At 72.4% G+C, this 26226-nt stretch carries 21 protein-coding genes and 2 tRNA genes; 13 read left to right on the forward strand and 10 right to left on the reverse strand.

Annotated features, from left to right (window positions below; genetic code table 11):
* Positions 1–190 precede the first annotated feature (190 nt).
* The 5 genes from JEK78_RS01920 (at position 191) to JEK78_RS01940 (ending at position 8501) form a co-directional block, all read left to right on the forward strand.
* Complete coding sequence (locus JEK78_RS01920; protein ID WP_200263942.1) at positions 191–1792, forward strand: BCCT family transporter; 1602 nt, start codon at positions 191–193, stop codon at positions 1790–1792.
* Between the two features lie 109 nt (positions 1793–1901).
* Entirely contained in the window at positions 1902–3566 is a 1665-nt protein-coding gene (locus tag JEK78_RS01925; RefSeq protein WP_200262360.1) for an acyl-CoA dehydrogenase family protein, read from the forward strand.
* A gap of 145 nt (positions 3567–3711) precedes the next feature.
* Positions 3712–4713: a TerC family protein gene (locus JEK78_RS01930; RefSeq protein WP_200262361.1), complete on the forward strand. Its 1002-nt coding sequence runs from the start codon at positions 3712–3714 to the stop codon at positions 4711–4713.
* 387 nt (positions 4714–5100) lie between these two features.
* Complete coding sequence (locus JEK78_RS01935; RefSeq protein WP_200262362.1) at positions 5101–6285, forward strand: mechanosensitive ion channel family protein; 1185 nt, start codon at positions 5101–5103, stop codon at positions 6283–6285.
* A complete protein-coding gene (locus tag JEK78_RS01940) occupies positions 6282–8501 on the forward strand; it encodes an NADP-dependent isocitrate dehydrogenase (protein ID WP_200262363.1) in 2220 nt (739 codons plus the stop codon). The genes JEK78_RS01935 and JEK78_RS01940 overlap by 4 nt, the downstream gene beginning before the upstream one ends.
* Positions 8502–8596: 95 nt before the next feature.
* Here the strand turns inward: JEK78_RS01940 and JEK78_RS01945 are convergent, their stop codons facing one another.
* Positions 8597–10243 (reverse strand): FAD-dependent monooxygenase, encoded by a 1647-nt coding sequence (locus JEK78_RS01945; RefSeq protein ID WP_200262364.1) that lies wholly within the window; start codon positions 10241–10243, stop codon positions 8597–8599.
* A 198-nt stretch (positions 10244–10441) separates the two neighbouring features.
* Between JEK78_RS01945 and JEK78_RS01950 the strand changes: the two genes are divergently transcribed.
* Positions 10442–11587, forward strand: coding sequence for a SchA/CurD-like domain-containing protein (locus JEK78_RS01950; RefSeq protein WP_200262365.1), 1146 nt, complete (start codon positions 10442–10444; stop codon positions 11585–11587).
* A 150-nt stretch (positions 11588–11737) separates the two neighbouring features.
* Here the strand turns inward: JEK78_RS01950 and JEK78_RS01955 are convergent, their stop codons facing one another.
* From JEK78_RS01955 to JEK78_RS01970, 4 genes are all read right to left on the reverse strand, one after another.
* Positions 11738–12733 carry a methyltransferase gene (locus JEK78_RS01955; RefSeq protein ID WP_200263943.1) on the reverse strand — a complete coding sequence of 332 codons (996 nt, stop codon included), beginning with the start codon at positions 12731–12733 and terminating at the stop codon, positions 11738–11740.
* A 77-nt stretch (positions 12734–12810) separates the two neighbouring features.
* Entirely contained in the window at positions 12811–13869 is a 1059-nt protein-coding gene (locus JEK78_RS01960; RefSeq protein ID WP_200262366.1) for a right-handed parallel beta-helix repeat-containing protein, read from the reverse strand.
* Positions 13870–14161: 292 nt separating this feature from the next.
* Entirely contained in the window at positions 14162–14569 is a 408-nt protein-coding gene (locus JEK78_RS01965; protein ID WP_200262367.1) for a VOC family protein, read from the reverse strand.
* A gap of 607 nt (positions 14570–15176) precedes the next feature.
* Positions 15177–15250, reverse strand: a tRNA-Pro gene (locus JEK78_RS01970).
* A 96-nt stretch (positions 15251–15346) separates the two neighbouring features.
* On the opposite strand from JEK78_RS01970, the gene JEK78_RS01975 reads away from it, so the two are divergent.
* Positions 15347–15889 carry a DUF309 domain-containing protein gene (locus JEK78_RS01975; protein ID WP_200262368.1) on the forward strand — a complete coding sequence of 181 codons (543 nt, stop codon included), beginning with the start codon at positions 15347–15349 and terminating at the stop codon, positions 15887–15889.
* Positions 15890–15962: 73 nt separating this feature from the next.
* The gene (cobF, locus tag JEK78_RS01980) at positions 15963–16736 is read left to right on the forward strand and encodes a precorrin-6A synthase (deacetylating) (protein ID WP_200262369.1); all 774 of its coding nucleotides are present in this window, start codon (positions 15963–15965) and stop codon (positions 16734–16736) included.
* Positions 16737–16762: 26 nt separating this feature from the next.
* On the opposite strand, the gene JEK78_RS01985 is transcribed toward cobF, so the two are convergent.
* Both JEK78_RS01985 and JEK78_RS01990 read right to left on the reverse strand, forming a co-directional pair.
* Positions 16763–17509, reverse strand: coding sequence for a cobalt-precorrin-6A reductase (locus JEK78_RS01985; protein WP_200262370.1), 747 nt, complete (start codon positions 17507–17509; stop codon positions 16763–16765).
* 89 nt (positions 17510–17598) lie between these two features.
* Positions 17599–18786: a thiolase family protein gene (locus tag JEK78_RS01990; protein ID WP_200262371.1), complete on the reverse strand. Its 1188-nt coding sequence runs from the start codon at positions 18784–18786 to the stop codon at positions 17599–17601.
* Between the two features lie 370 nt (positions 18787–19156).
* Here JEK78_RS01990 and JEK78_RS01995 point away from each other — a divergent pair, with 370 nt between their 5' ends.
* From JEK78_RS01995 to JEK78_RS02005, 3 genes are all read left to right on the forward strand, one after another.
* Positions 19157–19639, forward strand: coding sequence for a DNA starvation/stationary phase protection protein (locus JEK78_RS01995; RefSeq protein WP_200262372.1), 483 nt, complete (start codon positions 19157–19159; stop codon positions 19637–19639).
* A gap of 295 nt (positions 19640–19934) precedes the next feature.
* Positions 19935–20888 (forward strand): hypothetical protein, encoded by a 954-nt coding sequence (locus tag JEK78_RS02000; RefSeq protein WP_347341199.1) that lies wholly within the window; start codon positions 19935–19937, stop codon positions 20886–20888.
* A gap of 242 nt (positions 20889–21130) precedes the next feature.
* Positions 21131–21667 carry an NUDIX hydrolase family protein gene (locus tag JEK78_RS02005; RefSeq protein WP_200262373.1) on the forward strand — a complete coding sequence of 179 codons (537 nt, stop codon included), beginning with the start codon at positions 21131–21133 and terminating at the stop codon, positions 21665–21667.
* Between the two features lie 34 nt (positions 21668–21701).
* On the opposite strand, the gene JEK78_RS02010 is transcribed toward JEK78_RS02005, so the two are convergent.
* Together JEK78_RS02010 and JEK78_RS02015 are read right to left on the reverse strand one after the other, a co-directional pair.
* Positions 21702–22979, reverse strand: a complete 1278-nt coding sequence (locus tag JEK78_RS02010; protein WP_200262374.1) for a cytochrome P450 — start codon at positions 22977–22979, stop codon at positions 21702–21704.
* Positions 22980–23242: 263 nt separating this feature from the next.
* Positions 23243–23316 (reverse strand) — tRNA-Pro (locus JEK78_RS02015).
* A 220-nt stretch (positions 23317–23536) separates the two neighbouring features.
* Here JEK78_RS02015 and JEK78_RS02020 point away from each other — a divergent pair.
* Positions 23537–24565, forward strand: a complete 1029-nt coding sequence (locus JEK78_RS02020; RefSeq protein WP_200262375.1) for an alcohol dehydrogenase catalytic domain-containing protein — start codon at positions 23537–23539, stop codon at positions 24563–24565.
* The gene (locus JEK78_RS02025) at positions 24562–25260 is read left to right on the forward strand and encodes a TetR/AcrR family transcriptional regulator (protein WP_200262376.1); all 699 of its coding nucleotides are present in this window, start codon (positions 24562–24564) and stop codon (positions 25258–25260) included. The genes JEK78_RS02020 and JEK78_RS02025 overlap by 4 nt, the downstream gene beginning before the upstream one ends.
* A 38-nt stretch (positions 25261–25298) precedes the next feature.
* Here the strand turns inward: JEK78_RS02025 and JEK78_RS02030 are convergent, their stop codons facing one another.
* A complete protein-coding gene (locus JEK78_RS02030; RefSeq protein WP_200262377.1) occupies positions 25299–26201 on the reverse strand; it encodes a LysR family transcriptional regulator in 903 nt (300 codons plus the stop codon).
* Positions 26202–26226 lie beyond the last annotated feature (25 nt).

A 26226-nucleotide genomic window follows, 5' to 3' on the forward strand; every position in this document is an offset into this window, starting at 1 on the left:
GGCCGGGGGCGTCGTCGGGTGGCGGGGTCCGGGAGTCGCCACGACGGCGGCGCGGCGTCCCCCGAACGGCGGGGTCCGCGGACCATAGTGGGGCCGCGTGAGCAGGAGACGCGATCACCCGACCCCTACGCCGATTCCCCATCAGCGGCCGGTCCGTGCGGCGCCCGACCGCGCGCTCATCGCCGTGGGCATGACGGCAGTGGTGGCGGTGGTGTCGTGGGCCTGGCTCGGCCGGGAGTCCTTCGACAGCGCCACATCGGATGCCCTGGGATGGGTGTTGACGGACCTGGGCTGGCTGTTCGTCGTTGCCGCCGACCTCTTTCTGGTCCTGTGTCTGGTGTTCGCCTTCGGCAGGTTCGGCCGCATTCGGCTGGGGGCCGACGACTCCGCGCCGGAGTTCGGCAACCTCGCCTGGATCGCCATGATGTTCAGCGCCGGCATGGGGATCGGGCTCATGTTCTACGGCGTCGGCGAACCGCTGACGCACTTCCTGACGCCGTCCCCGGACAGCGGGGCCCCACCGGAGTCCGACGCGGCGGCGCAGGTCGCTCTGGAGTACTCGTTCTTCCACTGGACCCTCACCCCTTGGGCCATCTACGGGATCACCGGACTGGCCCTGGCGTACGCGGGGTTCCGCAAAGGCCGCAGCAACCGGCTCAGTTCGGCCTTCGTGCCGCTGATCGGCGCCCGTGCCGCCGCGTCGTGGCCCGGGCGGTCGATCGACCTGTTGGCCGTTTTCGCGACGGTGTTCGGCACGGCGACCAGCCTGGGGCTGGGAGCGCTCCAGGTCTCCGAGGGACTCGACATCACGGCCGGTGTGGACGCCGGCCGCACCACACAACTGGTCGTCATCGGCGCGCTCTCCGCCGCCTTCGTCGCCTCCGCGTTCTCGGGACTGCATCGGGGCATCAAGTGGCTCTCCACTCTGAACGTGGTGCTGGTCGCGGTGCTGGCGGCGTTCGTCCTCGTGGCGGGCCCGACCGTCCACGTCCTGGACACGATCCCGGCGTCCGCGGGCGGATACGTGGCGAACCTGGTGCCGATGGCCACCCGCACCGCAGCCTTCTCCGACCAGGCGTGGCTGGGCAGCTGGACCATCTTCTACTGGGCCTGGTGGCTCTCGTGGGCGCCGTTCGTCGGGACGTTCATCGCCCGCATCTCGCACGGGCGCAAGGTGCGGGAGTTCCTGGTGGGGGTACTGCTGGTGCCCAGCGGGGCGACGGTCGTCTGGTTCTGCGTGATGGGCGGTTCGGCTCTGCGGCTGGAGGCGACCGGGGAGGCGGATCTGGCGGGGGCGGTGGCCAGAAGTCCGGAGGCGTCGCTGTTCGCGATGTTGGAGGCGCTGCCCATCGGCTCGATCACCTCGTTCGTGGCCATGGGGCTGGTCATGACGTACTTCGTCACCAGCGCCGACTCGGCCTCCCTGGTGATGGGTTCGCTGACGAGCCGCGGGGCCTTGCACCCGCCGACACCGCTCGTCGTGGCGTGGGGGGTGCTGATGGCGTCCGTGGCGGCGGTACTGCTGGTGGCGGGCGGGCTGGAGGCGCTCCAGACGGCGACGATCCTGGTGGCCCTGCCGTTCGTGGTCGTCATGGTGCTGTTGTGCTGGTCCATGGTGCGCGAGATGCGCGAGGACCCGGGCGCGGGCGTCGCCCCCCATCCCGCCCTGCACGGGCTCACCGACGTGGTCCGGACGATGGTCGGCGACATCGTCGCGGAGCCGGCCTCGCCGCGCCACCGGCGGCTGCGCCGAGCGGCGCGGGCCCGCCGCTCGGCGCGTGAGGAGCCCTGACGGGGCGGGGCGGGCGGGGAGCCCATCCGGCGCGATGACGCCCCCGGGCCGACGGCCTGGGTGATGATGAGAGCGCCGTACGTGCCCCCCGCCCCTCGGAGGAGTTCTCGTGTCCGCACTCCCCTCGCCCCAGAGTCGACCCACCGCGGTGACCCACCGGGTGACCAATCAGCCGCCACCGCTCACCGGACACGACGTCGCCGACGACCCGGTGTTGGGCGAGGGCGTGCGGCGGGAGTCGGCCGCCTGGTGCCTGGACGACCTGGGCAGGCTCGGCAGGAGGGCCGGCGGAGCCGAGGCCCAGCGTTGGGCGGACGAGGCCAACCGCCACACGCCGGTGCTGCGCACCCACGACCGGTGGGGACATCGCGTCGACGAGGTCGACTTCCACGCCTCCTACCACGCCCTGATGGAGGTGGCCGTCGGCGCGGGTCTGGCCGGAGCCCCCTGGGCCGACGAGCGCCCCGGAGCGCACGTGGCGCGGGCGGCGGGGTTCATGGTCTGGAGCACGGTGGAGGCCGGGCACGGCTGCCCGGTCTCCATGACCTACGCCGTGGTGCCCGCGCTGCGGCACGCGCCGGAACTGGCCGCGATGTACGAGCCGCTGCTCACCAGCCGGGTCTACGACCCCGGCCTTCGACCGCCTGCCGGGAAGCGGGGGCTGCTGGCCGGCATGGGCATGACGGAGAAGCAGGGCGGCACGGACGTGCGGGCCAACACCACGACCGCCACCGAGCACGCGGACGGGACCTGGCGGCTGCGCGGTCACAAGTGGTTCACCAGCGCCCCGATGAACGACCTGTTCCTCGTCCTGGCCCAGGCTCCCGGAGGGCTCTCCTGTTTCCTGGTGCCGCGGGTGCTGCCCGACGGCCGGCGCAACGCCTTCCGGGTCCAGAGACTCAAGGACAAGCTGGGCAACCGCTCCAACGCCAGCGGGGAACCGGAGTTCGACGACACCGTCGCCTGGCCCGTCGGCGAGGAGGGCGCGGGCGTGCGCACCATCATCGAGATGGTGACGATGACCCGGCTGGACTGCGTCCTGGGGTCCGCCTCCGGCACCCGGGCGGCGCTCGCGCAGGCCGCGCACCACGCGCGGTATCGCACCGTCTTCGGCACCCGACTCGCCGACCAGCCGTTGATGCGCAACGTCCTCGCCGACCTCGGGCTGGAGTCGGAGGCGGCCACCACGACCGCGCTCCGCCTGGCCGGCGCCGTCGACCGGGCGGTGCGGGGCGACACCGGCGAGCGGGCCTTCCTCCGGCTGGCCACGGCGGTGGCGAAGTACTGGGTGTGCAAGCGTCAGCCCATGGCCGTCGCCGAGGCGCTGGAGTGCCTGGGCGGCAACGGCTACGACGAGGCATTCGGCATGGCCCGTCTGTACCGCGAGGCCCCGCTGAACGGCATCTGGGAGGGCTCGGGCAACGTCAACGCCCTGGACGTGCTGCGGGCGGTGGAGCGGGAACCGGAGTCCGTGGAGGCCTTCGGCGCCGAGATCGAGGCCGCGACGGGCGCGGATCGACGCCTGGACACCGCCTGGCGGGAGCTCAGGGGGGAACTGTCTGCGCCCGCGGACGCGCAGGCCCGCGCCCGCCGGATCGTGGAGCGCGCGGCGCTGGTGCTCCAGGGGTCGCTCCTGGTCCGGCACGCCCCGGCGGCCGTCGCCGACGCGTTCTGCGCGTCGCGCTTGGCGGGCGACGGCGGCCGGTCCTTCGGCACCCTCGCGCCCGCGACCGACTTCCGGGCCCTCCTGGACCGGCTGCCCCCGCCCCGCTGACTCCCCACGCGAGCAGCGGAAGCGACACGCGCCCCCTCCCCGCCCCGCACGCCCGGGGGAGACATCGACCCCCGAATGTCCCAGACTCTTACGAAAACACGCGGTCGATCCCGTTCGTCGGAGCGGGAACGGAGAGGTCGGTCCTGTGCATGACGTCCCGTTCTGGTTGTGGATGCTCTTCGCGTTCCTGGTGGTGGTCTCCCTCGCGATCGACCTGCTCGCCCATCGACAGGCCCATGTCATCGGTTTCCGGGAGGCCGCCGTCTGGAGCTGTGTCTGGGTGGGGCTGGCGCTCGCCTTCGGCGCGGTGGTCTTCCTCGTGGTCGGCACGACCGCCGGGGTGGAGTACACGACGGCGTGGCTCCTTGAGAAGAGCCTGTCCGTGGACAACCTCTTCGTCTTCGCCCTGATCTTCGGATACTTCCGGGTCCCACGCGCCTACCAGCACCGGGTTCTCTTCCTGGGGGTCCTCGGGGCGCTGGTGTTCCGCGGCGTCTTCCTCGCTCTCGGCGTGGCGGTCGTCAACCGCTTCACCGCCGTCCTGTTCGTCTTCGCGGCGGTGTTGTTCTACAGCACCTACAAGATCCTCCGCGAGGAGGAGGACAGCTTCGACCCCGGCCGGAGCCTGGCCGTGCGCCTGCTGCGAAGAGTCGTGCCGGTGCGCGACGAGTACGCCGGACCCCACTTCTTCGTCAAGGAGGCCGGGAAGCGGGTCGCCACCCCGCTGCTCGCCGTCGTCGCCGCGATCGAGGCAGCCGACCTCGTGTTCGCCGTCGACAGCGTGCCTGCGGTACTGGCGGTCAGCAGCGACACCTTCATCGTCTACACCAGCAACGCCTTCGCCATCCTGGGACTCCGCGCCCTGTACTTCCTGCTGTCGGGGCTACTCGACCGGTTCCACTACCTCAGCAAGGGCCTGGCGCTCATCCTGGCCTTCATCGGGGTCAAGCTCGTCCTCCAGGCGTCCCACAAGACGATCAGCACCGCCGTTCCCGAGATCCCCTCGCTGGTCAGTCTGGCCTTCATCGTCGTCGTGCTGACGGCGTCGGTGGTCGTCAGCGTGCTGCGCCCGCCGGTCCCCCCGCCGGTGGCGGGCGAGGCGGGAGGGGACGCGGGCGGTCCCCCGGGAAAGCCGCCGGACGGCTGACCCGAGTGCGTTCGGCACCCCGGTTCTCCGCCGGCTTCCGGCGGGCTTTCCGGTGCGAGCCCGGGGACCCGTGGTGCCTCCCGCTCCCGGAGCGCGACGTGTTCCCCTCCCCGGCGCGCCTCCCACTCCCCGCACCGCCGTCCCGACGCCCCCGCGCGGGTCCCTCGGTCGGCGGCCGGGCGTCCGCCGCCGGCCGGGATCGGGGCCGGGCGGTGGGAAGCGGCCTCCCGATACGGGAGGATGAGTCCGCCGGCGCCGCCAACTCCCCACCGTGGCAACGGTGTACCGGCCCAGACGGAAACGAGCAGGTGACGACGTGACGCAACCCCGTATCAGGCCACCGGCAGGGCCCCCCGGCCACCGGACCCCCCGCGGAGGTGCCCGGTGGTGACCCGTGCCCTCACCATGGACGACCTCGTCCCGGCCGGCGTCGTCCTGGCCGCCGGAGTAGTGGGGGCCTTGCTGCTCCGACTGCTGATGCGCTGGCTGGCCGGGCACGCCGGCCGCACGCGCTGGAGCGGTGACGACATCATCGTGGACGCCCTGCGCACCATCGTGCCGTGGACCGCCGTCGCGGGCGGCGTGGCGGGGGCGGCGGCGGTCCTGCCGCTGACCGGATCGGTCCGGCACCACACGCATCAGACGCTGACGGTGCTGCTGATCTTCGTCGCCACCCTGTCCGCCGCCCGGGTCGTGGCCGAGCTGGTGCGCACGGTGACCGTGTCCCGCTCGGGGGTCGCAGGATCGGCCACCATCTTCATGACCATCACGCGGATCCTGGTCCTGGCGATCGGCTTCCTCGTGGTCCTGCAGACCCTGGGGATCTCCATAGCGCCACTGCTCACCGCGCTCGGCGTGGGCGGCCTCGCGGTGGCGCTGGCCCTCCAGGACACCCTCGCCAACCTGTTCGCCGGGATCCACATCCTCGCCTCGAAGACCGTCCAGCCCGGCGACTACATCCAGCTCAGCAGCGGCGAGGAAGGATACGTCGAGGACATCAACTGGCGCCAGACCACGGTCCGGGAGCTGTCCAACAACCTCGTGGTGATCCCCAACGGCCAACTGGCCCGGTCGAACATGACCAACTACATGCGCCCCGAGCAGAAGCTGACCATCCTCGTGCAGGTCGGCGTCGCCTACGACAGCGACCTGGACCACGTGGAACGGGTCACCGCGGACGTCGTGACCGAGGTCATGACGGAGATCACCGGCGCGGTGCCGGAGCACGAGCCCGCGGTCCGCTTCCACACCTTCGGGGACTCGCGGATCGGCTTCACCGTCATCCTGGGCGTCGGCGAGTTCAGCGACCAGTACCGGATCAAGCACGAGTTCGTGAAGCGGCTGCACCGGCGCTACCGCGCGGAGGGGATCCACATCCCGGCGCCCGCCCGCACCGTCGCGCTGCGTCAGGGGTCCGTGGTCGTGCCGCACCAACGGACCCAGGCCACGGACCCGACCGGCGACCCCGAGGGCGGGGCGGACCACCCGACGGGACCCCGGTCGAACAAGGATCGACCAAGAGATATCTTGATGTCGAGCAATGTTGCAGACGTGGAGCGGAGCACCCGGTGACTGACTCGACCATCATCTACACCCACACTGACGAGGCCCCGGCCCTGGCCACGTATTCCTTCCTGCCGGTGATCCGGGCCTACGCCGCGCAGGCGGGCGTCCCGGTGGAGACCCGTGACATCTCGCTGGCCGGACGCGTCATCGCCGCCTTCCCGGAGTACCTCTCCGAGGACCAGCGGATCCCCGACGCGCTGGCGGAGCTGGGGCGTCTCGCGGGCACCCCCGCCGCCAACATCATCAAGCTGCCCAACATCTCCGCCTCGATTCCGCAGCTCAAGGCCGCCGTGGCCGAGCTTCGATCCCAGGGCTACGCACTGCCCGAGTACCCGGACGACCCGAAGACGGACGAGGAGCGGGAGATCCGCGCCCGCTACGACAAGATCAAGGGCTCTGCGGTCAACCCCGTGCTCCGCGAGGGCAACTCCGACCGCCGCGCGCCCGCCTCGGTCAAGAGCTACGCCCGGTCGCACCCGCACCGCATGGGTGCCTGGACCGCCGATTCCAGGACGGACGTGGCGACGATGGGCGCCGACGACTTCCGTTCCACCGAGAAGTCCGCGGTGATCCCCGAGGACGGGACGCTGCGCATCGAACTGAAGGGCGACGACGGCTCCACCACCGTGCTGCGCGAGTCGGTTCCGGTCACGGCCGGTGAGGTCGTCGACGCCTCCGTGATGCGGGTCGCCGCCCTCCGCGAGTTCCTCACCGCCCAGGTGGCCCGGGCCAAGGAGGAGGGCGTACTGTTCTCCGTCCACCTCAAGGCCACGATGATGAAGGTCTCCGACCCGATCGTCTTCGGACACGTGGTGCGCGCCTTCTTCCCCGAGACCTTCGCACGCCACGGCGAGCGGCTCGCCGCGGCCGGTCTCACCCCGAACGACGGCCTGGGCGGCATCCACAAGGGCCTGGAGTCGCTGCCGGACGGCGCCGAGATCAAGGCGTCCTTCGACGCCGAACTCGCCGCGGGCCCGGCGCTCGCCATGGTCGACTCCGACCGGGGGATCACCAACCTGCACGTGCCGTCCGACGTCATCATCGACGCCTCCATGCCGGCCATGATCCGCACCTCCGGTCACATGTGGGGGCCGGACGGGCAGGAGCACGACGCTCTCGCGGTGATCCCCGACTCCTCCTACGCCGGCGTGTACCAGGCCGTGATCGAGGACTGCAAGGCCAACGGGGCCTACGACCCGGCCACCATGGGTTCGGTGCCCAACGTGGGACTGATGGCGCGGAAGGCCGAGGAGTACGGCAGCCACGACAAGACCTTCGAGATCCCCGTCACCGGCACCGTCCGCCTCGTCGACCAGGCCGGCAACGCCGTACTGGAGCAGACCGTCTCCGCCGGGGACGTCTTCCGCGCCTGCCAGACCAAGGACGCCCCGATCAAGGACTGGGTGAAGCTGGCCGTCGCCCGCGCCCGCGCCACCGGCGACCCGGCGGTCTTCTGGCTGGACCCCTCCCGCGCCCACGACGCCAACCTCATCGAGAAGGTCCGCCGCTACCTCCCCGAGCACGACACCGAGGGCCTGGACATCAGCATCCTGTCCCCGGTGGAGGCGACCGAGCTCTCGGTGCGGCGGATCCGGCGCGGCGAGAACACCATCTCCGTCACGGGCAACGTGCTCCGCGACTATCTCACCGACCTCTTCCCGATCCTGGAGCTGGGCACCAGCGCCAAGATGCTGTCCGTGGTTCCCCTGATGGCGGGCGGCGGTCTGTTCGAGACCGGCGCCGGGGGCTCCGCGCCCAAGCACGTCCAGCAGCTCGTCAAGGAGAACTACCTGCGCTGGGACTCCCTCGGCGAGTTCTTCGCGCTGGTGCCGTCGCTGGAGCACTACGCCCAGACCACCGGCAACGCGCGGGCCCGGGTGCTCGCCGACGCCCTCGACCGCGCGACTGCCACGTTCCTCGACGAGGACAAGTCGCCGACCCGGCGACTGGGCGGCATCGACAACCGCGGCAGCCACTTCTACCTGTCGCTGTACTGGGCCCGGGAGCTGGCCGCGCAGACCGACGACGCGGAGCTGGCCGCGATCTTCGCCCCCCTCGCCCGGAAGCTCGCCGACGGCGAGCGGGCGATCGTCGAGGAACTGACGGCCGTCCAGGGCTCCCCTGTCGAGATCGGCGGCTACTACCAGCCCGACCCGGCCAAGGCCGCCGCCGTCATGCGCCCTTCGGCCACCTGGAACGCGGCGCTGGCCTCGCTGGGCTGAGACCCCGGCTCGCCCCTCGGCGCTCCGCCCCGCCCCGCCCCGGGAGCGGAGCGCCCCGCCCGCCCCTGGCCCTCGCACGCCGGCACCGTCGAGGCTCAGTCCCTTCTCAGCACACGGGCCAGGACCCGCCGCAACTCCGCGCCGGGGTCCGTCACCGGTCCCGGAGAACGCCAGGCCACGAAGCCGTCCGGGCGCACCAGGACCGCCCCGTCGACGGTGATGCCGTGTGACCTGGTCCAGTCCGCGCCGTCGGCCGGACGGAGGTCGGCGCCCACGCCGATGGGATGGGAGGCGAGCCGTACGGACCCCTCACGGGCCAGATCCCGCGCGGCGGCGTGCCACCCCGTGGTGTCGTCGGCCGAGCTGAGGAGGACCATCGACCGCTCGTACAGGTCGAGAGTGGAGGAGCGACCCGGACGGGACGGGTCTCCGCGCAGCCACAGATGGGGAGCGCGTTCGCCCGGCCCGGCGGGGGCGCCGAGCGTGGTCGTGAAGACGGCCCCCTCGCACGACGCGCCGAGCACCGCGCCTCGGGTGTAGCGGTAGCCCAAGACCGCCTCCGCCATCCCGCCCGCGCGGTCCGCGGTCCCGGCGGCGTGGGTGTCGCGGGGACATCCGGGGTGGCCGTGCTCGCGTGAACGGGCCGAGGCGCGGGCGGCGGTGGCCCGGGCCACCGGGCGACGCTCGGCGTCGTAGGTGTCGAGCAGGGCGGGCCCCGCCCAGCCGGCCCGTACCGCGGCGAGCTTCCAGGCCAGGTTGTGGGCGTCCTGGATGCCGGTGTTGGAGCCGAACGCCCCGGTCGGGGGCATCTGATGGGCCGCGTCACCGGCGAGGAACACCCGATCGGCCGCGAAGGTGTCGGCGATCCGTTCGGCGGCGCGCCAGGAGGCCGTCCCGGTGACCTCCACGTCGAGCCCGGGCACCCCGGTCGCCCGGCGGATGTGCCGGGCGCACCGCTCGGGCGTGAAGTGCTCGGGCCTCTCGCCGAGTTCCGGGTGCCAGGGGGCGTGGAAGACCCAGTGCTCCCGGTTGTCGACGGGGAGCAGCGCGCCCTCGGCCTGGGGGTCCGTCAGATAGCACACGACGAAGCGGCGGTCTCCGACGACGTCGGCGAGCGTCTTGGAACGGAAGACGACGCTGACGCTGTGGAAGAGGTCGCCGGGTCCGGTCGAGCGGATGCCGAGCCGGTCGCGGACGGTGCTGCGCGGTCCGTCCGCGGCCACGAGGTGGTCGGCGCGGACGGTCCGGTGCCTGCCGGTGTCCCGGTCGCGCAGGAGGGCGGTCACGCCCCGCGCGTCCTGTTCGAAGGCGAGCAGTTCCGTGGAGAATCGGAGGTCGCCACCGAGTTCCCGGGCCGCGTCCCGTAGGACGGGTTCGAGGTCGTTCTGACTGCACAGGCACCACGAGGTGGGGCTGAGCGGCCCCGCTCCGGCGGCGGCGTCGACGTGGCGGAGCAACCACCGCTCCTCCGCGCCGGACAGCGACGGCGTGCGGAGGATGCCTCGGTTGCCCGCCAGCGCCGAGGCCGCCGATCGGATCGCCGGCTCGATCCCCGCCACCCGGAACAGCTCCATCGTCCGGACGTTGTTGCCCCGGCCCCGCGGGTGCGCCGAGGTCGCCGCGTGCCGCTCGACCAGGATGTGCGGCACTCCGAGACGCCCGAGGAAGAGGGAGAGGGACAGACCCACCAGGGATCCGCCCACGACGAGGACGGGGGTCCGGTGGTCGGTGTCTGAGGACATGGGGGTCTCCTGGTGCCGGCGGTGCGAGCGGTGCGGGCGTCGAGGTTCGCATGCCCCTCCGGACGATCCGTGTTTCCCATCACCCGGGTGATTCACGCAAGTCGCGCACCCGCGCGCCGGAGACACACGATCGAGACCACCGGTGTGGCGCACACCGGCACCGGATCCGGACCCCGGCCCGAAGGAGACACGCACAGGATGACCATGTTGGATGAAGCCAAGCAGCCGCTGCCGCGCGAGGGGTCGGAGCGGGTCTCGCAGTCCGTCTTCGACGACTCCACGCTCCGGGTCGTCCTTCTCCTGGATCTCTACGACGGGGCGCAGCAGCGGTTTCTGGAGACCTACGAGCGGTTGCGTCGACACGTGGCCTCGGTGCCGGGCCATGTCGGCGAGCAGTTGTGCCAGTCGATCGAGAACCCTTCGCAGTGGCTCATCACCAGCGAGTGGGAGAGCGCTCCTCCCTTCCTCGCCTGGGTGAACAGCGAGGAACACGTCCAGATGGTCCGCCCGCTGCACCGATGTGTGCGGGACACCAGGTCGCTGCGGTTCCACGTCCTGCGGGAGACCGGTGGCGCGACCTCCGACGCGGGGCGGACCCGCCCGCAGCCCTCGCCGAGGGTCGGCGACGGGGTCATCCGACACGCGCTCACCTTCGCCGTCAAGCCGGGCAGCGAGCCGACCGTGGCCCGGTTGCTCGCCGACTACCCGTCGCCCGATCCGCGGGTGGACGACACCACGCGGCTGTGCCGCACCTCGGTGTTCATGCACGGTCGGCACGTCGTCCGGTTCGTCGAGGTGCGTGGTGATCTGCTGGCGGCGCTGCGGCACATCGCCGGACGGCCCGAGGTGCGGGCCCTGGAGGAGGCCGTCAACCCCTACCTGGAGCAGGAGCGCGACCTCGGTGACCCGGAGTCGGCCCGGGTCTTCTTCACACGGGCCGCGCTGACGGCGGTGCACCACGTGCGCACCAGCGGGCCCGTGCCGGGGCACGCGCGCCGGCACGCGCTGTACTACCCGGCTCGGCAGGGTCACGGGACGCGGCTGGCACGTCTGTTGGCTCGGCACGCCGAGGCGGTGGCATCCGACGCACTCAGTCCGATCCGCAACTCGACGGTCTTCCAGCGCGACGACTTCGTGGTGCGCCTGATCGACGTGCTGGGCGGCATCGACGACACGCCTGCCCTGTCGCTGGGGCTCCAGGACCCCGCCGACGTGTCCGAGCTCCTGTCCCACCTGGACACACGGGCCCTGGGAGTCGACGCCGCCGACGACGACGGCGTCGGTCGGCTGCTGGTCGCCGCGGGCATGACGACGGTCACGGATCGCAGAGCGGCCGACGGCTGACGGAGCGCGCACCGCGTCGGGGCGTCGACGGTCCTGAGGACCGTCCGCCGAGGACGGTGGACCCGGGAGACGGCGAGCCCCGACCCGCGAAACGCTCGGGTCGGGGCTCGCCGCGAGGGGGCGCGACCCGGGGGAGGCCCGCCCCGGGGCTCAGCCGGGAACGGTGCAGTCGAAGGCGTGCAGGTACGGGTTGACCGGGCGGATCTCGTCGATCAGCAGGCCCGCTCCGCGCAGCCGTTCGGTCATGCCGCGCATGGTGTGCTTCGCGCCGCCGACGTTGAGGAGGAGCAGCAGGTCCATGGCGGTGGTGAACTTCATCGATGGGGTGTCGTCGATCAGGTTCTCGATGACCACGACCCGGGTTCCGGGCCCACCCGCCGCGATGACGTTCCGCAGCACCCGGCCGGTGCTGGCGTCGTCCCACTCCAGGATGTTCTTGATGACGTAGACGTCGGCGCGCACCGGAACGGCCTCCCGGCAGTCTCCGGGCACGATCCGCGTGCGCTCCGCCAGAGGGCCGCCGTCGCGGAGTCGCGGATCGGCGTTCTCCACGACGTCCGGCAGATCGAGGAGCGCCCCGCGCATCGTCGGGTACTTCTCCAGGAGGCTCACTACCACGTGCCCTTGGCCGCCTCCGATGTCGGCGACCGACGAACGGTCGGACAGGTCCAGGCAGTCCGCGACGTCTCGCGCCGACTGTGCGCTGGAGGTGGTCATCGCCCGGTTGAAGACATCGGCCGATTCGGGGGCGTCCTGGTGGAGGTATTCGAAGAACCCCTTGCCGTACAGGTCCCGGACCACGTCACCGCCGGTGCGCACCGCCTCGTCGAGCCGGGGCCATGCGTCCCACGTCCAGGGTTCGGTGCACCACAGGGAGATGGCGCGCAGGCTCCGCGGTTCGTCCTCGCGCAGCAGCCGGGACATGTCGGTGTGCCCGAACGTGCCGTCCGGGTTCTCGACGAAGACTCCGTGGCAGGCCAGGGCTCGCAGCAGCCTCCGCAGTGGGGCGGGTTCGGTCTTGACGGAACGGGCGAGGTCCTCCGCGGTCGCGGGCGTCTCGCCCAGCGCGTCGGCCACGCCGAGTCGGGCCGCCGCGCGCACGGCGGCGGCCTGGGCCGCGCCGAAGACGAGTTCCCGCAGCCGCATGGACGGCGGGCAGGGTGCGCTGTCGGGCGTGGTGCGCGGAGTCGGCTGCCGGTCCGGAAGCGTGGGGGTGGGCACGGTCAGCACATCCCGGCGGGCCGTGAGAGGCCGCAGGAGTTGGACTGGAAGGTGTTGCCCTCTCCGGTGGCCACGTTGATCAGGTCCTCGGGGGCGTTTCCGGTCACGATGTTGCGGCTGACGGTGTTGTCCTCGCTGAGCGCGCCCACGAAGTTCCGGTAGAGCACGATGCCGCCGGACATCGGAGAGGTGCCCTGGTTGTCCGTCACCTGGTTCCGGGTCACCAGGGTGTCCTCGGCGCCGGTGAGGACGATGCCGACGCCCTGCATGAAGGGCAGCCGCTCGGTCGCCGGGCAGTACTTGTTGTTCCGGTGGACGATGTTGCCGCTGACGGTGAGGTTTCCGGCCCGGGGCTCGTTCTCGTCGCCGACGACGAACAGGGCGGCGCAGTTGCCGGTGATGACGTTGTGCTCGACGGTGAGGTTCCGCAGTCGCCGGACGATGGTCCCGATGCGGTTGTCCTGGAGGATGTTGTGCTCGACGACCGTCCCCCGGGTGTCCGTGGCCCCCGCTTCCTCGTCGGTCGCGTTGGCCAGGAAGACCCCCGCGTCGCCGTTGGCGCGGGCCGTGTTGTGGCGGACCACCGAGCGCAGGGACCGTTCGATAGCGATTCCGCGTTGACCGTTCTCCTCGACCGTCGTCCGACGCACGGTCAGCTTGTCCGTACGGGTCGCCAGGAGGCCGTCCCGGGCGAACCCGGACAGGGTCAGGGAGCGGATGGTGGTGCCGGTGACGGGGTCGTCGTCCGTGCCCTCCACGCAGATGCCGTTGCCCGCCCGCGCGCAGGCGTTGCCGGTTCCCTCCGGGCCCGGCTTGAGTACGGTGGCCGGGCCCATGCCCCGGAGGGTCAGCCGGGAGGTGGTCACCCGGACGCTCTCCCGGTAGGTGCCCGCTGAGAGCACGACGGTGTCCCCCGGCTTGGCGGCGTCGACGACCTGTTGGATGGATTGGCCCGGCTGCACGCGGTGGGTCGTGGGACCGGCGGCCGGGACGGCGGCACCCGTCGCGGCGACCACGGCCACGGTGGCGCAGGCAAGGCTGGTGATCTGGCGTCTCATCATATTTCCGACGCTATGTCTGCCCTGTGTCTTTCTCTACGCACGTTGCTCCCGCCGGGGCAGGAGGTCGGCCATCCGGCCGCACCCCGACCCGCCGTCCGAGCGGCTCTCCCGACGGCGGGTCGACCCCACCCGGCGATCCGGGCGACCGAGGAGAGACCCCGCCACACCGGCGCCCCGCCCACCGCCGGCACCCGACGGCGGGCGGGGCAGAGGCACGGCCCCCTCGTCTCCGCGGGAACGGCGAAGCCCCCGCCCGCACGGGTGGAACGGCGAGGTCCAAAGTTCCGCCCGCTCAGGGAACGTTGATGTTCACCATCCACGGAACGCCGAAACGGTCCGTGCACATGCCGTACACGTCGCCCCAGTTCTGCTTCTCCAGCGGCACGGCTACCGTCGCGCCCACCGACAGCTTGTCCCAGTACCCACGCAGTTCCGTCTCGTCGTCGCCATTGAGACAGACCGACTGGCTGTTGCCCTGGCTGCGGCGCATCCCGGGAGGCGTGTCGGCGCCCATCAGGGTGAAGCCGGAGGGCGTCTCCAAGGCTCCGTGCATGATCTTGTCCGCCTGGGTCGCCTCCATCTCGCCCAGCGAGCCGAACGTGTGCAGGGTGAGATCGCCGCCGAACACACGCTCGTAGAACTCCATCGCCTGACGCGCGTCGCCGTCGAAGGTGAGGTACGGGTTGAGACGTGAGGTCATGACTGCCTCCGGTGGGTACGAGGGGTCGGTGCTCCGCACGCTAACGCGCGCGCGCCGCCGCGGCCCGCCGAACGACGCACCCGGGCATCCCGGGGTGCCTCCCTGGACGCCGGCGTACGCGCGGAGCCGGGCCGCCGGCGGCATCGGAGCCCGGCTTCGCACACGGGGCGAAGGGCCCCGACCCCGAGGATCACTGCCGCCTCGCACCGTCGGGTCGACAGGGTTCGGACCTGCGACGCCTTGACCCCCACTGGGCGAACGCCCACGCCGGTCGCTACGGTTCGCGAGGCCCGTGCGAGACGACCTGGAAACGACGAAGCCCCTGCTCGGTCGCGGCATGTCGACGCGAGGACGCGCCCGAGGCGCGCGAAGGGCCGGCCGACTACGGGCAGGTGTCGCTCGCCTGGGCAGGAGTACGCCACCCGTTTCGGGTCGGAGAGCCGGAAAGGTCGGCTTCACCGACCGGCGGTCGCTCAGGGCGGATTCGGAGAAGCCGGCCGAACCTCGACCGGCCTTGATCAACGGCATTGTGGAGAAGGGCCGGACGGCTTCCCCGGAAACGATCGAGAGGGGCCCCGAAGGGCCCCTCCGACCTCGTACCTCACCGTCGGGACGACAGGATTTGAACCTGCGACCCCTTGACCCCCAGTCAAGTGCGCTACCAAGCTGCGCCACGTCCCGGTACCCGTGCACGGATCCCCGTGCGCTCGGCGAGACAGCACTCTACCCCACTCGTCCCCCGTGCCGAAGCGAGCCCTGACACGAGACACTGAGGGCATGGACGGCAACAGCCCCGACAGGCCGGGGAACCACCGGGCATCGGCCGCGAAGCCAGGGGCGCGCGACCGTGACGGAGCGGGACGGGCCCGCAACGCACGACCCCGGGACGGCCTGGGGCGCCCCCTCCCCCACGACGCGCGGGGCGTGCCCCGACAACCCGAGGGGGTGGTGCGCGCGCCGGAGGCGACTGTCGCCGAGGCTCAACGTCTGCTCGACGAGGGCAAACCCTTCCACGCGCACGAGGTGTTCGAGGACGCGTGGAAATCCGGCCCCGAGGACGAGCGCGAGCTGTGGCGTGGTCTGGCGCAGCTGTGCGTGGGGCTGACCCACACGGCCCGGGGGAACTCCGCGGGCGGTGATCGGCTGTTGCGACGCGGGGCCGCGACGGTCGAGGAGTGGGGACGCCGACACGGTGGGGAGCGGCCCCACGGGATCGCGCTCGGCCCGTTGGTCGCGTGGGCCCGCGCCCTGGCGTCCGAGGTGGCGACCGGCCCGGGCACGCCCCCGACGGCGGTCCCCGTCCCCAGGCTCCGCGGCTGAGCCCGTCGACTCCGGTGCCGGTCCCGCCCGGCCCGGCCGAACCGCTGTGCGAGCCGTACGGCAGACTCGGGGCGTGCGGAAGATCCATGTCATCGGAATCGGAGCGGGCGACCCGGAGCAGCTGACCCTGCAGGCGGTCCGGGCGCTGCGGGACACGGACGTGTTCTTCGTCCTGGACAAGGGGGAGGCCAAAGCGGACCTGACGGCACTGCGCCGGGACATCCTGGCAGCACACGTGCCGGAGGGGACGTACCGGGTCGTGCGGGCGCGCGATCCGGAGCGGGACCGGCGGGCCGGCGGAACCGCGTACGCCCCCGCCGTCGGGGACTGGCGCGGAGCCCGTGCCGACATCTACGAGCGACTGATCACCGAGCAGCTCGACGCCGACGGGACCGGGGCGTTCCTGGTCTGGGGCGACCCCTCGCTGTACGACAGCACGCTGGGGATCCTGGAGGAGCTGCTCGACCGAGGGACCGTGTCCTTCGAGTACGACGTGGTGCCCGGCATCAGCAGCGTCTCGTCCCTGATGGCGAGGCACCGCACGACGTTGAACCGCGTCGGGCGCCCCGTGCAGATCACCACCGGGCGCCGGCTCGCCGAGGGCTACCCGCGCGAGACCGACGACGTGGTCGTGATGCTCGACGCCCACCAGGCGTTCCGACGGTACGTCGACCAGGACGTGGACATCTACTGGGGCGCCTACCTGGGCACCGCCGACGAGATACTCGTCTCGGGCCCGTTGGGCGAGGTGGCGCCCCGGATCGAGCGACTGCGCGCGGAGGCCAGGGAACGCAAGGGCTGGATCATGGACACCTATCTGCTGCGGCGCGATCCAGGGTGCGACTGACGCCTCCGCGGGGCGTGCGCGACCCGTCAGGTGGGGCGCAGGCCGAGACGGTCCAGGACTCCGGGGACGTCGGTCACCGCCCACACCCCCTCGGGTAGCGGCGGCCTGCGCACGACGACGACGGGCAGGGCGAGATCGCGGGCGGCGGCGAGCTTCGCGGACGTGGCGCTCCCTCCACTGTCCTTGGCCACCAGTGTCTCGACGCGATGCGCGCGGAGCAGGGCCGTCTCCTCCTCGACGGTGAACGGTCCGCGATCCAGCACGATGTGGACACGGGGTGGCAGCGGCGGTTTCGGAGGCTCCACACATCGGGCGACGAAGTCCACGTCCCGCAGGTGCGCGAAGGCTCCGATGCCGGTCCGGCCGACGGTGAGGAGGACCCGCCGTCCCAGGTCGGGAAGGAGTTCGGCGGCCTCGGCGAGCGACTCGACGGGGTGCCAACGGTCTCCGGGCACCGGACACCAGCCAGGGCGCCGCACCACGACCAGGGGCACCGCCGCCGACTCGGCTGCCCGCACGGCGTGGGCGGTGATGGCCTGGGCGAAGGGATGGGTGGCGTCCACCAGCGCGGTCACCCGGTGCGCGCGCAGCCAGGCGGCCAGCCCCTCGGGGCCGCCGAACCCCCCGGTGCGCACCTCCCCGGCGAGCGGGCCCGGCCGTCCCACGCGTCCCGCGAGCGAGGTGGTGACGCGCACGCCGGCCCGCCCGGCCAGGTCGGCGACCAGGACGCGGGCCTCCGTGGTCCCGCCGAGGACGAGGACGTGCGCCGACACGGCCCCGAGCCTACGGCCCCCGCCGGATCCCCGAGCCGCCGGGTCGGGGCCGAGGGTCCGGGCGGCGCCGCCGGCGCGTCCGACGCCGGTCAGTCCCGCTCGACGAGCACCGCGCTCCCCTGTCCCACCCCGACGCACATGGTGGCCAGTCCGCGCGTGGTCCCGTTGCGGCGCATGCGGTGGAGCAGGGTGGTGAGGATCCGTGCGCCGGAGCAGCCGAGAGGGTGTCCGAGGGCGATGGCACCGCCGGAGGGGTTGACCAGATCCGGATCGATCCCGATGGCGTCCACGCAGGCGAGCGCCTGCGCGGCGAAAGCCTCGTTCACCTCGGCCTCCTGGACGTCCTCGATCCGCCAGCCCGCCCGGTCCAGTGCCCTTCGGGTGGCGGGCACGGGACCGATGCCCATCACGTCGGGATGGACGCCGACCGAGGTCCCGACGACGTAGCGCCCCAGGGACTCCAGACCGAGCTCGCCGAGGGCCTCCTCGCTCACCAGGAGGAGTCCGGCGGCGCCGTCGTTCATCGGGGAGGCGTTGCCCGCCGTGACCGTGCCACCGGCACGGAAGGCCGGGGCGAGGCCGGCGAGCTTGTCGAGGGAGGTGTCCTCCCGCACGCACTCGTCGCGCGTCACGGTGACTCCGTCGGGACGGAGGACGGGCAGCACCTCGTCGTCGAAGTGACCGCGCTCGCGCGCCTCGGCCGCCGACCGGTGGCTGCGCAGGGCGAACGCGTCCTGCCGTTCCCGGGAGATCCCGTGCCTCTCGGCGACTTCCTCCGCCGTCTCCCCCATGGCCGACAACCCGTGCAGCTCCCGCATGGCCGGATTGACCAGTCGCCAGCCCAGGCGGGTGTCGAAGGTGACCATCCGGTGGGGCAGCGCCTCGTCCGGGCGGGGCAGCACGAACGGTGCGCGACTCATCGACTCCGAGCCACCCGCGAGGACGATGTCCGCCTCGCCGGCGGCGATGGCGCGGGCGGCCGTGGTGACGGCCTCCAGTCCGGAGGCGCACAGTCGGTTGACGGTGGCGCCCGGCACGCTGTCGGGCAGCCCGGCGAGCAGCGCCGCCATCCTGGCGACGTTCCGGTTGTCCTCGCCGGACTGGTTGGCCGCACCCCAGTAGACGTCGTCCACACGAGCCGGGTCCAGCGTCGGCACACCCTCGACCAGACCCCTGATCACCTTGGCCGCCAGGTCGTCGGGACGAACCTCGCACAGGGAGCCACGCAGTCGTCCGATGGGGGTGCGGCGGGCCGCCGCGAAATGGACCGGGCGCACCACAGGGTCTCCTGACCGTCGTGACCTGCCATGGGGCGGGTCCGCGCGCGGGCCCGCGTCGTCGAGCCGTCCGCCGGGCGCCGACGGTCTCGGACTATAGCCGGCGGCGCGCCGGCGGGGAAGATCCCCTGCGAACGCTCCGGAGCGACGTCCGGAACGGGGCGGCTGCCGTGCTCTCCCAGCGAGGGAATCCGAAACCGGGGCGGGTGCGTGGAGCCCGTTCCCGACGGACGTTTGCTCCCCGCGGGCTCGGGGCACCCGCGTCGACGGAGCGACGGCGGACCGGCCTCCTCGGGCGACGCCTCGAAGGACAGGTCCCGCCGTCGAATCGACGCACCGCACGGAAGACGGGGACAAGGAGAAGCACCGTATGACTGTCGTGAAGAGCACGATTCCGGAGGCCGCCCGCCAGGTGACGGGGGACGCGCTGCAGGGCACCCTCGTGGATCTGCTGGGGCTCTCCCTGATCGCGAAGCAGGTGCACTGGAACGTCGTCGGGCCGCGGTTCCGTTCCATCCACCTCCAGCTCGACGAGGTCGTCGAGTCGGCCCGGTCCTACGCGGACACGGTCGCGGAGCGTTCGGTGGCCCTCGGAGTGCCGGCCGACGGCCGGCCGGAGACCGTCGCCACGGCGTTCACCCTGCCCGGCGCCAAGGAGGGTTGGATACGCGACAACGACGTGGTCGCGCTGATGGTGGAGAGCCTGGGGGCGGCCGTCTCCCGGCTCCGGGAACGGATAGCGGCCACCGAGGAGGCCGACCCGGTCAGCCAGGACCTGTTGATCGCCATCACGGCGGACCTGGAGAAGCAGCGCTGGATGTTCGACGCGGAGAACTGGCCTCGGGAGCCGTGATCGCGGGCCCGCTCCGCGGCCATGGCGCTCCGGAGTCGGCGGGGACGCCGGCCCGCACGCGTCCCGCCCCTGGCACCGGCACGCGACGGCGAGGGGCGGGACGACGGACCCTCCGCCCGGCGGGATCGGGTGGCGGTCTGCGGGGCGACGTCCGGAGGCGGTGACCGACACCGGTCGGCTCGACTCGGAGACGGTGGGGTGATCCGGGTCACCCGATCGGTGTCCGTGTGGTGGTGGGTCCCCTGGGACGGTGCTGCGCTGGGCGCAAGCGCCACGTTCCCAGGAGGCATCCCCGATGATCCGTCGCCACACCCGACCCGCCCGCCTGATCGCCACGGCGGTCACCGCGGGCGCGCTACTTACCACCGCCGCCTGCGCGGACAGTTCCTCGGACACCTCGGGCACGCGAGCCGAGACGGCCGCCGCGGCCGAGGCCGCCGCCCGGCAGACCGAGGGTTCGTCCGGAACCCTGACCAGCGAGCAGGCCCGCCAGGCATTGATCACCGAGGAGGACCTGGAGGACGACTGGCAGGAGGTGGACGGCGCCGACGACTGGGACGACGACCTGGAGATCGGCGGCGTCGACGTCGACGACTTCCTCGATCCGGCCGACGACGACGACAACTGCGAGAGGTTGATCGACGACCTCTTCGACGACGATCTCCTCAGCGACCCCACCGGCGCGGAGGCGGTACGAGGTTTCGCGATGGGCGACGCGCGTCTGCTCAACCAGGTCGCCTCCTACAACTCCGGGCGCCTGGACAGCTCCATGGACTGGTTGAAGGACCTGCCCTCGCAGTGCGACCAGTTCACGGTCACCGATGACGACGAACAGCGGACCGTCCAGATCGTGGAGATGTCCCTTCCCGATCTCGGCGACGACCGCCAGGGTCTCGAGATCACGGTGCAGGGGGACTCCGAGAACCCCTCCACCCTCACCTTCGATCTGGCCGTGGTGCGGATCGGCGACAACGCCTTGACCATCACCTCCGGCAGCCCGGACGGCGGGGAGCAGGACTCCGTCCGCCAGGGGGCAGAGGCCGGCACTCAGCGGCTCCAGGACGTGCTGGGCGGCGGCGACGGCGACGGCGACGACTCGTCGTCGGAGTCCCCGTCGGGCTCGCCCTCGGGGTCGCCGACCGAGTCCCCCACGCAGTCTCCGTCGGAGTCCCCGACCGAGTCCCCCACCGAATCACCGTCGGAGTCCCCGACCCAGTCGCCCACCGAGTCGCCCACCGACGGCGGCTGATCCGACCGCCCCACGAGCCGTGGAGTACCGACGCCCCGTCCCCCGGGCATCGGGACTCCACGGCTCGCCCACGCGGTGCTTCGCCGTTCGTGGGACATCGGTGATCAGTGAGCTGCACAATGGACTCGACCGTCGGCCCGGCGCGAAGGCGCGCGGGGTGGAGTGAGAGGCAGTGGCACGACCCGCGCCGGAGAACGCGGCGCCCTCCGGACAATCGAAGACGTTGAAAGTATGATCACGTGATGTCTGACATGACCGAAACCACGCCCGGCTGGCTCTCCACGGACGAGCTCGAGATCGTCCGGTCTCGCATGCCGGTTCTCTACGTCGAGGCCGTGCCCGTGCGGGTGGACGACAGCGGCGACGTGACCGAGGTCGGCCTGCTGCTGCGCATCGGCCCCGACGGCACGGTCAACCGCACTCTGGTGTCCGGTCGGGTACTGCACCACGAACGGGTCAGGGACGCCCTGCTGCGCCATCTGGAGAAGGACCTGGGGCCCGTGGCCCTGCCCCGTGTTCCGGCCTCGCTCCAGCCCTTCACCGTGGCGGAGTACTTCCCGACCCAGGGCGTCACGGCCTACCACGACCCACGCCAGCACGCGGTGTCGCTCGCCTACGTCGTCCCGGTGAGCGGCGACTGCCGCCCCCGGCAGGACGCCCTCGACCTCGTCTGGTTCACCCCCCGGGAGGCACTGTCCCCCGCCGTGCAGAGCGAGATGCCCGGCGGACACGGGGTGCTGTTGAAGCAGGCGATGGCCCACGCGGGCCACGTCGTCTGACATCCGCCGGTTCCGGCCGAGGCTCCGCGAGCCGTCACCGCCGCCGGGGCACGCCTCCGCGAGGACCTCGGCCGGGCGACCCCGATAGGGTCTCGGCCCGGCCGCCCGGCCGGATGGGCAGGGCGTGCACACTGTTGCCGACGAAGCTCGGATCGCGAGGGAGTCGCTCCTCGGGCAGGGCCAGATCGAGGTCCGGGAAGCGGGTGAACAGTCCCTCCAGAGCGACGGTCGCCTCCAGTCGGGCCAACGGAGCCCCGAGGCAGAAATGGGCTCCGTGCCCGAGCGAGAGGTGCCGCGCCGCGGCGGCCCGAGCCGGGCGGGTGACATCGAACCGGTCGGCGTCCGGACCGTGCGCGGCCGGATCGCGACCGGCGGCGGAGTACCCGGCGAGGACCGCCGTCCCGGCCGGGACGACCGTGCCGTGCAGCTCCATGTCGCGCACCGGGTACCGGAAGGGGAAGTAGCTGACCGGCGCGTCCCAGCGCAGAGTCTCCTCGACGACGTCGGCCCAGGACGCCTCTCCTTCCCGCACGAGGCGCAACTGGTCGCGGTGGCCGCACAACGCTCGAACGGCGTTGGTGATCAGATTGAGGGTGGTCTCGTGGCCGGCGATGACCATCAGGACCAGAGTGCCGACGAGTTCCCGCTCCTCCAGTCGGTCGCCCCCCGCCTCGCGCGCGGCGATCAGCGCGCTCGTGAGGTCCGCCCCCGGACGCTCGGCCCGCACGGCGGCGACCTCGGTCAGAATCTCGACCATCTCCCGGTTGGCGGCGACGGCTTGTTCCGGACGACTGTCGGTGGCCACGATCCGATTGGACAGACCGTGGAGACGATCGTGCAACTCCTGTTCCACACCGAGAAGTTCGCAGATGACACCCATCGGCAGCGGCAGGGCGAAGTGCTCCCGGAGGTCCGCCACCCCCTCGGCCGCCTCGGCCGCCACCGCGAGATCGTCCAGCAGCTTGTCCGTCAATTCTCTCACCCTCGGACGCAGTCGCGTCACTTGACGGGGCGTGAAGGCCTGGCTGACCAAGGAGCGCAACCTACGGTGGTCGGCCCCGTCGGCCGTGTTCATGCCCTCCACGACGGCGAAGGCGAGCAGGGGCCACCCCGGGCCGACCCTCCCTTCGCGCAGGGCACGGAAGTGCCGGGCGTCCTTGGCGACATCAGGATGTTGGAGAAACTCCCTGAGGGCGTCGTGCCCCAGGACGGCGACCGCCTCCACCTCGCCGGGCAGGGTGACGTGGGCGACCGGGCCCCGGGCGAGCAGCCGCGCGTTGTCGGCGTGGGGGCAGCCCCCCGACGGGTCCATTCGATGCGGTGGGGTCGTTCGCGCCGGATCCACCGGGCCTCCTCGCGTCCGTCGGACGGGAACACCCCCGATGGTAAGGAGCCGGCCCCCTACCGGGAGCGCCGTCACGCGCCAATCGCGACGCGCGGGGACCGGCCGAAACCCACCGTGACACCCCGGCTCGCCGAAGGCGCCCGGGACGAACACGCTCGACTCGCCCCGGAAATGACCGAGGGCCGACTCCGGACACCTCCGAGGCCGACCCTCACCACGACTTCGCAAAGTCGGGACGACAGGATTTGAACCTGCGACCCCTTGACCCCCAGTCAAGTGCGCTACCAAACTGCGCCACGTCCCGATGCCCGTCTGACCTGGTGCTTCCCGGCCCGATCGCGCAGGAAAACCATACCTCACTCGGAGCGGTGGGCGCGCGTGCCTCCACCGCGGCCGACGACCGGCTACTTGTCACCGTCAACCTGACATGTCAGCCTGATCTTCCGTGACCGCGCTCCCGTCTGTGCGGGAGGAGTGCGGCGCGCCGCGGGACGGAGTCCCGCGGCCTTCGAAGGGCTCGGGTGATGGCGATGCGCAGGCTGACCGTGCTGGGACCAGGGCGAGCGGAGTGGAGGGAGGCGCCCGCCCCCCGTACGAGGGAGGCCTCGGACGTCCTGGTGCGCCCGATCGCGTCCGCCGTGTGCGACCTGGACCGCCACCTCGTGCGCGAGGCTCCGCTGGAGCCGCCCTACGCCCTGGGGCACGAGGCGGTCGGCGAGGTCGTGGAGGTCGGGGACGCCGTGGGGCGGCTGAAGCCCGGCGACCGGGTGGTCATCCCGTGCCACGTCAGCTGTGGGGAGTGCGAGGAGTGCGCCCGGTCCATGCCGGGCGCGTGCGGCGCCGTGCCCCCCTTCTCCGCCTACGGCACCCCGACGGGCCGCTCCTGGGGAGGGCTCTTCGACGAACTGGTCCGCGTGCCCTGGGGCGAGCGGAGCCTGGTGCCGGTGCCGCCGGGCGTGGACGCGGTACGGGCCGCGGCCTGTTCCGACAACCTGGTGGACGCCTACCGCGCGGTGAGCCCCACGCTGAGCGGTGACCGGGACGCGTCCGTGCTGATCGTCGGGGGAACCCCCACGTTCGGGCTGCTGACGGTCCTCGTGTGCAAGGCACTCGGCGGCACGGCGGTGCACTACGTCGACCGCGACGCGCACTCCGTGGAGCGGGCGACGGCACTGGGAGCCGCGGCCACACTGATCGACTCCTACGCGGAGCCGATTCCGGGCCGCCACGACCTGACGGTGGACGCCTCCGCCCACCCCCGCGGGCTGCGCCGCGCGCTGATCTCCACCAGGCCCGGCGGCACCTGCGTGTCCCGGTCGGTGTTCCTCTCCGATCCCCCGCTGCCCTACCTGGAGATCTACTCCAGCGGCGTCACCTTCGTGACGGGCCCCCCGCACATCACCCCTTTCGCCCCCGAGGTCCTGCGGCTCATCGACTCCGAGACGCTGGACCCCACTCCGCTGATCTCAGGTCCCCACCACTACGACGAGGCGCCCGAGGTCCTGCTCGACCCGCCGGCCGGCAAGCCGGTGTTCGTCGGGGACCGTCGGTGACCGGGCCGGGCGGGCGGAAGCGGGCGCGGCCCGGTGAGGGAGCCCGTCTGCGCGCCGAGATCCTCGCCGCCGCGGAGAGCATCCTGGACACCCGAGGGGAGGCGGCGGTGACCGTACGCGGGGTCGCCGCCGCCGTGGGCGTGACCACGCCCTCGGTGTACCTGCACTTCGCCGGCAGGGTCGATCTGTTGCACGCCGTGTGCCTGGGCGTCTGGGACGGACTGGGCGCGCGCATGCGCGCCGCCGCCGCCGAGGTCGACGACCCGTTCGCCGCCCTCCACCGGTGCTGCGCCACCTACGTCTCCTTCGGGCTCGAACACCCCCTGCGGTACCGCCTCGTCATGGAAGGTCCCGCGACCGAGGCGAGCGGACGGGTGGCCGCGGACTGCTTCCGTCACCTCGCCCAGGCCGTCGCGCCGTGCGTGGCGTCGGGTGCCCTGCGCGGAGACGTCCACACGCTGACCCGCTCCGTCTGCGCGGGACTGCACGGAGCGGTGGCCCTGCTGGTACGCCGGCCGCCCTCGGCGTGGCCGCGCGACCTGGACGCCTACGTCGCGAGCATCGCCTCCTCGGTGGCGTTCGGGGCCGCCGCGCTCGGCCGGCTCCCCGACCCGTCGGGCACCCCGGACCACCGCGCCCTCGACGCCCTCTTCACCACACCCGCCCCGGCGGACGAGGGCCCCCGGGCGCCATAGCCCTCGTGCCGGGTGCGGGACCGGCCCGACCTGCCGGCTCAGGAATCGGCGGCGGCGCGGAGCGCGTCCAGCACCGGTCGGATCAAGGGGTGCTCCTCGGCGCCCCGCCGCACAGCGGCGAAGACCCTGCGGGTGGGTGCCACCCCGTCGACCGGACGGACCGCGACTCCCGCGAGATCGACGCCGCGCAACGCCGAGCGTGGAACCAGGGCGACCCCCGCCCCGGTGGACGCCAGCGCCACGACGGCGCGGAAGTCGTCGGAGGAATGCTCCATACGCGGCTGGAATCCCGCGTTCTCGCAGGCCAGCACCACGACGTCGTGGCAGGGATTACCCGGGTACGGGCCGATCCACCGGTCCTTGGCCAGTTCGGCGAGCGGCGTCCTGGCGACCCCGGCGAGGGGGTGACCGAGTGGCACCACCGCGTCGAACGGCTCGGCGTAGAGCGGGACATGGGTGAAACGGGGATCGTCCGCCGTGGGCGCCCCCCGGTATTCCACGGCCACGGCCACCTCGACCTGTCGCTCCAGCACCAGCGGCAGGCTGGCGTCCCCCTCCGCGTCCCGCACCCGGAGTCGGATTCCCGGGGCCGATTCCGCGAGCCGCGCGACGGCGGGTGCGACCACCAGCGTGATGCCCGTCGCGAAGGACGCCACCGTGACGGTGCCGGCCCGGCCGCTCCCGTAGGCGGCCAGCTCGGCCTCGGCCCGTTCCAACCGGGCGAGGACCGCGTGGGTGTGGCCGAGCAGGATCTCCCCGGCACCGGTCAGCCGGACTCCCCGGGCACCGCGCTCCACCAGGCGGTGCCCGGTCTCCTGTTCCAGGGCCGAGAGCTGCTGCGAGACCGCCGAAGGGGTGAGGTACAGCGCGGCGGCGGCGGCCGTCACCGTGCCGTGGTCCGCGACCGCCCGGAGGATGTGCAGCCGCCGTGCTTCGATCACACCATCGATTGTCGCAGGTCGTCCC

This window comes from Streptomyces sp. HSG2, assembly GCF_016598575.1.
Classification (GTDB): Bacteria; Actinomycetota; Actinomycetes; order Streptomycetales; family Streptomycetaceae; genus Streptomyces.